Genomic DNA, 6,191 nt, shown 5'->3' with positions numbered 1-6,191 from the left:
ATGGGACTTTTTTTCTATACAAAAATAGGCTCCATAATATCTATAGAGGATTTACCCACTACAAATATTATAGAGCCTATTTAAAAGAGAAGTTTTCGTAAACTTCTCTTTTTCCTTTTTAAAAATTAAAAAAAAAATAGACAATTTTTTTATAAAAGCCTTTACAAAAAAAATAAAAGTGGTATAATTAATACATAACCAAATGCAAACGTTTTCGTAAAACGTTTGCCTAAATAAAATAAAGGAGATTTGAATGATGAAAGCTACATTCAAAAATGTCTTGTCTTTCGAATTTTGGCAAAAATTCGGTAAGGCTTTAATGGTGGTTATCGCCGTTATGCCAGCGGCGGGATTGATGATCTCAATCGGTAAATCAATCGTGATGATCGACCCAAACCTTGCTCCTCTAGTGATTACAGGTGGAATCCTTGAGCAAATTGGTTGGGGGGTTATCGGTAACCTTCACATCTTGTTTGCCCTTGCTATTGGGGGAAGCTGGGCAAAAGAACGTGCAGGTGGTGCATTTGCAGCCGGACTTGCCTTTATCTTGATTAACCGTATCACAGGTACTATCTTCGGTGTTACAGGTGATATGTTGAAAAACCCTGAAGCAATGGTTACTACCTTCTTTGGTGGTTCAATCAAGGTTGCTGACTACTTTATCAGCGTTCTTGAGGCACCAGCGCTTAACATGGGGGTTTTCGTAGGGATTATCTCTGGTTTTGTTGGGGCAACAGCTTATAACAAATACTACAACTTCCGTAAACTTCCTGATGCCCTTTCATTCTTCAATGGTAAACGTTTCGTACCATTCGTCGTTATTCTTCGTTCAACTATTGCTGCAATTGTACTTGCTGCCTTTTGGCCAGTAGTTCAAACAGGTATCAACAACTTTGGTATTTGGATTGCCAACTCACAAGAAACTGCTCCAGTCCTTGCACCATTCTTGTATGGTACTTTGGAACGTTTGCTCTTGCCATTCGGTCTTCACCACATGTTGACAATCCCAATGAACTATACAGCTCTTGGTGGAACATACGAAGTGTTAACTGGTGCAGCAAAAGGAACACAAGTATTTGGTCAAGATCCACTTTGGCTTGCTTGGGTAACTGACCTTGTTAACCTTAAAGGTTCAAGTGCTGACCAATACCAACACCTTCTTACAACAGTCACTCCAGCTCGTTTCAAAGTTGGACAAATGATCGGTTCATTTGGTATCTTGATGGGTGTCATCGTTGCTATCTACCGCAATGTTGATGCTGACAAGAAACACCAATACAAGGGTATGATGATTGCGACAGCCCTTGCAACATTCTTGACAGGGGTTACTGAACCTATCGAGTATATGTTCATGTTCATCGCAACACCGCTTTACCTTGTTTATTCAGTAGTTCAAGGTGCTGCCTTTGCTATGGCAGATATTGTTCACCTTCGTGTCCACTCATTCGGTTCAATTGAATTCTTGACTCGTACACCATTGGCAATTAATGCTGGTATTGGTATGGATATCGTTAACTTTATCTGGGTAACTGTTCTCTTTGCGGTTATCATGTACTTCATTGCCAACTTCATGATCAAGAAATTCAACTACGCAACTCCAGGACGTAACGGAAACTACGAAACAGCTGAAGGAGCATCAGAAGAAGCAACTCCTGGAACTCCAAAAGTTGCAGCAGCTTCTCAAGCCGTAAACATCATTAACCTTCTTGGTGGTCGTGCAAATATCGTAGATGTGGATGCATGTATGACTCGTCTTCGTGTAACTGTTAAAGACGCAGATCGCGTTGGTACTGAGGAGCAATGGAAGGCTGAAGGAGCTATGGGTCTTGTCATGAAAGGACAAGGTGTCCAAGCTATCTACGGGCCAAAAGCTGACGTATTGAAATCTGATATCCAAGATATCCTTGACTCAGGTGAAGTAATTCCTGAAACTCTTCCAAGTCAAATGACAGAAACTCAACAAAATACTGTCCATTTCAAAGGTGTAACTGAGGAAGTTTACTCAGTAGCTGACGGTCAAGTTGTTGCCTTGGAACAAGTGGAAGATCCAGTTTTTGCTCAAAAAATGATGGGTGATGGATTTGCAGTAGAGCCAGCAAATGGTAACATTGTATCACCAGTTACTGGTACTGTATCAAGTATCTTCCCAACAAAACACGCTCTTGGTCTTGTCACTGACTCAGGTCTTGAAGTGCTTGTTCATATTGGTTTGGATACAGTAAGTCTTGAAGGAAAACCATTTACTGTTCATGTTTCTGAAGGACAAAAAGTGGCCGCTGGTGACCTTCTTGTCACAGCTGACTTGGATGCTATTCGAGAAGCAGGACGTAAAACATCAACAGTGGTTGTCTTCACAAATGGTGATGTCCTCAAATCAGTTAAATTAGAACAAACAGGTTCTCTTGCAGCTAAAACAGCAGTTGCTAAAGTAGAATTGTAATATACTTGGGGTTGGAAGCTGTTTTCCAACCTCTTGTTTTAGGAGAAAAGCATGAAATTTCTAACACTCAATACCCACAGTTGGATGGAGAAGGAAGCAGAGGAAAAATTCCAAATCTTACTCCAAGACATTCTTGATAAGGATTATGATTTGATTTGTTTCCAAGAAATCAATCAAGAAATAACTTCGCCTGAGGGAGAGGTTAACAATCACTATCAAGCTTTACCATCAGCAGAACCCATTCATCAGGACCACTATGTCCGACTTCTGGTTGAAAAATTGGCTGAGAAAGGGAAAAACTACTACTGGACTTGGGCTTACAATCATGTTGGCTATGACCGCTACCATGAAGGCGTAGCCATCTTATCCAAAACACCTATTAAGGCGCGTGAGATTTTAGTATCAGATGTAGATGATCCAACGGACTACCATACTCGTCGCGTTGCCTTGGCTGAGACAGAGGTTGAAGGTAAGGAACTTGCTCTTGCAAGCGTTCATCTCTCTTGGTGGGATAAAGGTTTCCAAGAAGAATGGGCACGATTTGAGGCTGTACTAAAAGAGTTGAACAAACCTCTGATTTTAGCAGGTGATTTTAATAATCCAGCTGGTCAGGAAGGCTATCAAGCGATTTTAGCTAGCCCATTAGGATTACAAGACGCGTTTGAAGTTGCGAAAGAAAGAAGTGGTAGCTATACCGTTCCACCAGAAATTGATGGTTGGAAAGGCAATACTGAACCACTACGAATCGACTACGTCTTTACGACCAAAGAGTTAGAAGTAGAGAGTTTACAAGTAGTTTTTGAAGGCCAAAATAGTCCACAAGTCAGTGATCATTATGGTTTGAATGCCGTATTGACCTGGAAATAATGAAAGAGGTTGGAACCAGAGAGTTCCAACCTTTTAATCTATTCGAATCTTTACTACAGGACTGAGACTCAAATGGGGCTACTGCAATAGGACAAAATATGGTATAATTGAAAAGATAGAATCGAGGATAGTATGTCATTTAAGAAATTTCAATTTAAAAATTATATAGCAGAAGCCTTGGAGGAGTTAAAATTTACAACTCCGACAGAGGTACAAGAAAAATTAATCCCTATTGTACTGGCAGGTCGTGATTTGGTGGGCGAGTCGAAAACTGGTTCAGGAAAGACTCATACTTTCTTATTACCCATTTTCCAGCAATTAGATGAAACTAGCGATAGTGTGCAAGCGGTCATTACTGCACCAAGTCGTGAGTTGGCCACTCAAATATACCAAGCAGCTCGTCAGATTGCAGCTCACTCAGATGTCGAAGTTCGTGTGGTTAATTATGTGGGTGGTACGGATAAGGTGCGTCAGATTGAAAAACTTGCCAGCAACCAGCCTCATATCGTTATCGGAACGCCAGGTCGCATCTATGACTTGGTCAAATCTGGTGATTTGGCTATTCACAAGGCCAAGACCTTTGTAATTGATGAAGCCGATATGACCTTGGATATGGGATTTTTGGAAACCGTTGATAAGATTGCAGGAAGCCTTCCAAAAGACTTGCAATTCATGGTTTTTTCAGCGACTATTCCACAAAAATTGCAACCGTTCTTGAAAAAATACTTGTCAAATCCTGTCATGGAAAAAATCAAGACTAAAACAGTTATCTCAGATACGATCGATAATTGGTTGATTTCGACCAAGGGCTGTGACAAGAATGCTCAAATTTACCAGCTGACTCAGTTGATGCAGCCTTATTTAGCAATGATTTTTGTTAACACAAAAACGCGTGCTGATGAGTTACATGCCTACTTGACTGCTCAAGGATTGAAGGTAGCTAAGATTCATGGAGATATTGCTCCTCGTGAACGCAAGCGGATCATGAATCAGGTAAAAAATCTGGATTTTGAGTACATTGTCGCAACGGACTTGGCAGCGCGTGGAATTGACATTGAAGGTGTCAGCCATGTTATCAATGATGCCATTCCGCAAGACTTGTCTTTCTTTGTTCACCGTGTTGGACGAACTGGGCGTAACGGACTGCCTGGTACAGCGATTACCCTTTACCAGCCTAGTGATGACTCGGATATCCGTGAGTTGGAGAAATTAGGGATCAAGTTTACTCCTAAGATGGTCAAAGACGGAGAGTTTCAAGATACCTATGATCGTGATCGACGTGCCAACCGTGAAAAGAAGCAGGATAAGCTTGATATTGAAATGATTGGCTTGGTCAAAAAGAAAAAGAAAAAAGTCAAACCAGGCTATAAGAAGAAGATTCAATGGGCAGTGGATGAAAAACGTCGCAAAACCAAGCGTGCTGAAAATCGTGCTCGTGGGCGTGCAGAGCGTAAAGCAAAACGCCAAACATTTTAAAAACTCAGTAGAATCAGGTGATTCTACTGAGTTTTTATTTAGAGAAAATACTGCAAAAAAAAGTAAAAAGTGGTATAATGATAAGGTTATATAGTCCCGATAAGGTGGTAGGTATTCATTACTAGTAGTTTTCCTATCAGTACTTTGTAACTCTATAACAATATTTTTTAAGGGGGGACATTTTTATGTCAGAACGTAAATTATTCACGTCTGAATCTGTATCTGAGGGGCATCCGGATAAGATTGCAGACCAAATTTCAGATGCGATTTTGGATGCTATTTTAGCAAAGGATCCAGATGCGCACGTTGCTGCCGAGACAGCTGTATACACAGGTTCGGTCCATGTTTTTGGTGAAATTTCTACAAATGCTTATGTGGATATCAACCGTGTGGTTCGTGATACCATTGCAGAGATTGGTTATACCAATACAGAGTATGGTTTTTCTGCGGAGACGGTGGGAGTTCATCCGTCACTTGTTGAGCAGTCACCGGATATCGCTCAAGGTGTTAACGAAGCCTTGGAAGTCCGTGGAAATGCAGATCAAGATCCACTGGACTTGATTGGTGCTGGTGACCAAGGTCTTATGTTTGGATTTGCAGTGGATGAGACAGAAGAACTCATGCCTTTACCAATCTCACTTAGCCACAAGTTGGTTCGTCGTTTGGCAGAACTTCGTAAGTCTGGTGAAATCAGCTATCTTCGTCCAGATGCTAAATCACAAGTTACGGTTGAGTATGATGAAAATGATCGTCCAGTACGTGTGGATACAGTCGTGATTTCAACTCAGCACGACCCAGAAGTTAGCAATGAACAAATTCACAATGATGTGATTAGCAAGGTTATCAAGGAAGTTATTCCAGCATCTTACTTGGATGAGCAAACCAAATTCTTCATCAATCCAACTGGTCGTTTTGTAATCGGTGGACCTCAAGGAGACTCAGGTTTGACTGGTCGTAAGATTATCGTGGATACCTATGGTGGCTACTCTCGCCATGGTGGTGGTGCCTTCTCTGGTAAGGATGCGACTAAGGTGGACCGTTCAGCCTCTTATGCAGCTCGCTACATTGCCAAGAACATCGTTGCAGCAGGCCTTGCTAAGAAGGCAGAAGTGCAATTGGCCTATGCTATCGGGGTGGCGCAACCTGTTTCTGTTCGTATCGATACTTTTGGTACAGGAACAGTAGCTGAAAGCAAGCTTGAAAAAGCAGCGCGTCAAATCTTTGACCTTCGCCCTGCAGGAATTATTCAAATGCTGGATCTCAAACGCCCAATTTACCGTCAAACAGCGGCTTATGGACACATGGGACGTACAGATATTGACCTTCCATGGGAACGATTAGACAAGGTAGATGCTTTAAAAGAAGCAGTGAAATAAAATTAAAAGATTGGTAGTTGTGCACTACCAAT

At 41.4% G+C, this 6,191-nt stretch carries 4 protein-coding genes; all 4 read left to right on the top strand.

Annotated elements, in window-relative coordinates:
• Window positions 1–253: 253 nt before the first annotated feature.
• The 4 genes from ACIY19_RS06620 to metK all read left to right on the top strand — a co-directional run bounded on the left by ACIY19_RS06620 (window position 254) and on the right by metK (window position 6,159).
• Complete coding sequence (locus tag ACIY19_RS06620; protein WP_409003002.1) at window positions 254–2,440, top strand: PTS transporter subunit IIBC; 2,187 nt, start codon at window positions 254–256, stop codon at window positions 2,438–2,440.
• A 51-nt stretch (window positions 2,441–2,491) separates the two neighbouring features.
• Window positions 2,492–3,307, top strand: a complete 816-nt coding sequence (locus ACIY19_RS06615) for an endonuclease/exonuclease/phosphatase family protein (RefSeq protein ID WP_409003001.1) — start codon at window positions 2,492–2,494, stop codon at window positions 3,305–3,307.
• 132 nt (window positions 3,308–3,439) lie between these two features.
• Window positions 3,440–4,783 (top strand): DEAD/DEAH box helicase, encoded by a 1,344-nt coding sequence (locus ACIY19_RS06610; protein ID WP_409003000.1) that lies wholly within the window; start codon window positions 3,440–3,442, stop codon window positions 4,781–4,783.
• A gap of 185 nt (window positions 4,784–4,968) precedes the next feature.
• On the top strand, window positions 4,969–6,159 hold the full coding sequence (metK, locus tag ACIY19_RS06605; protein WP_049478314.1) for a methionine adenosyltransferase: 1,191 nt from the start codon (window positions 4,969–4,971) through the stop codon (window positions 6,157–6,159).
• Window positions 6,160–6,191: the final 32 nt, after the last annotated feature.

Origin of the sequence: Streptococcus sp. ST14 (assembly GCF_046098195.1) — a bacterium.
Lineage (GTDB): Bacteria > Bacillota > Bacilli > Lactobacillales > Streptococcaceae > Streptococcus.
The sequence above is the reverse complement of the archived record's forward strand: the minus strand, read 5'-3'. Positions and strand labels throughout refer to the sequence as shown.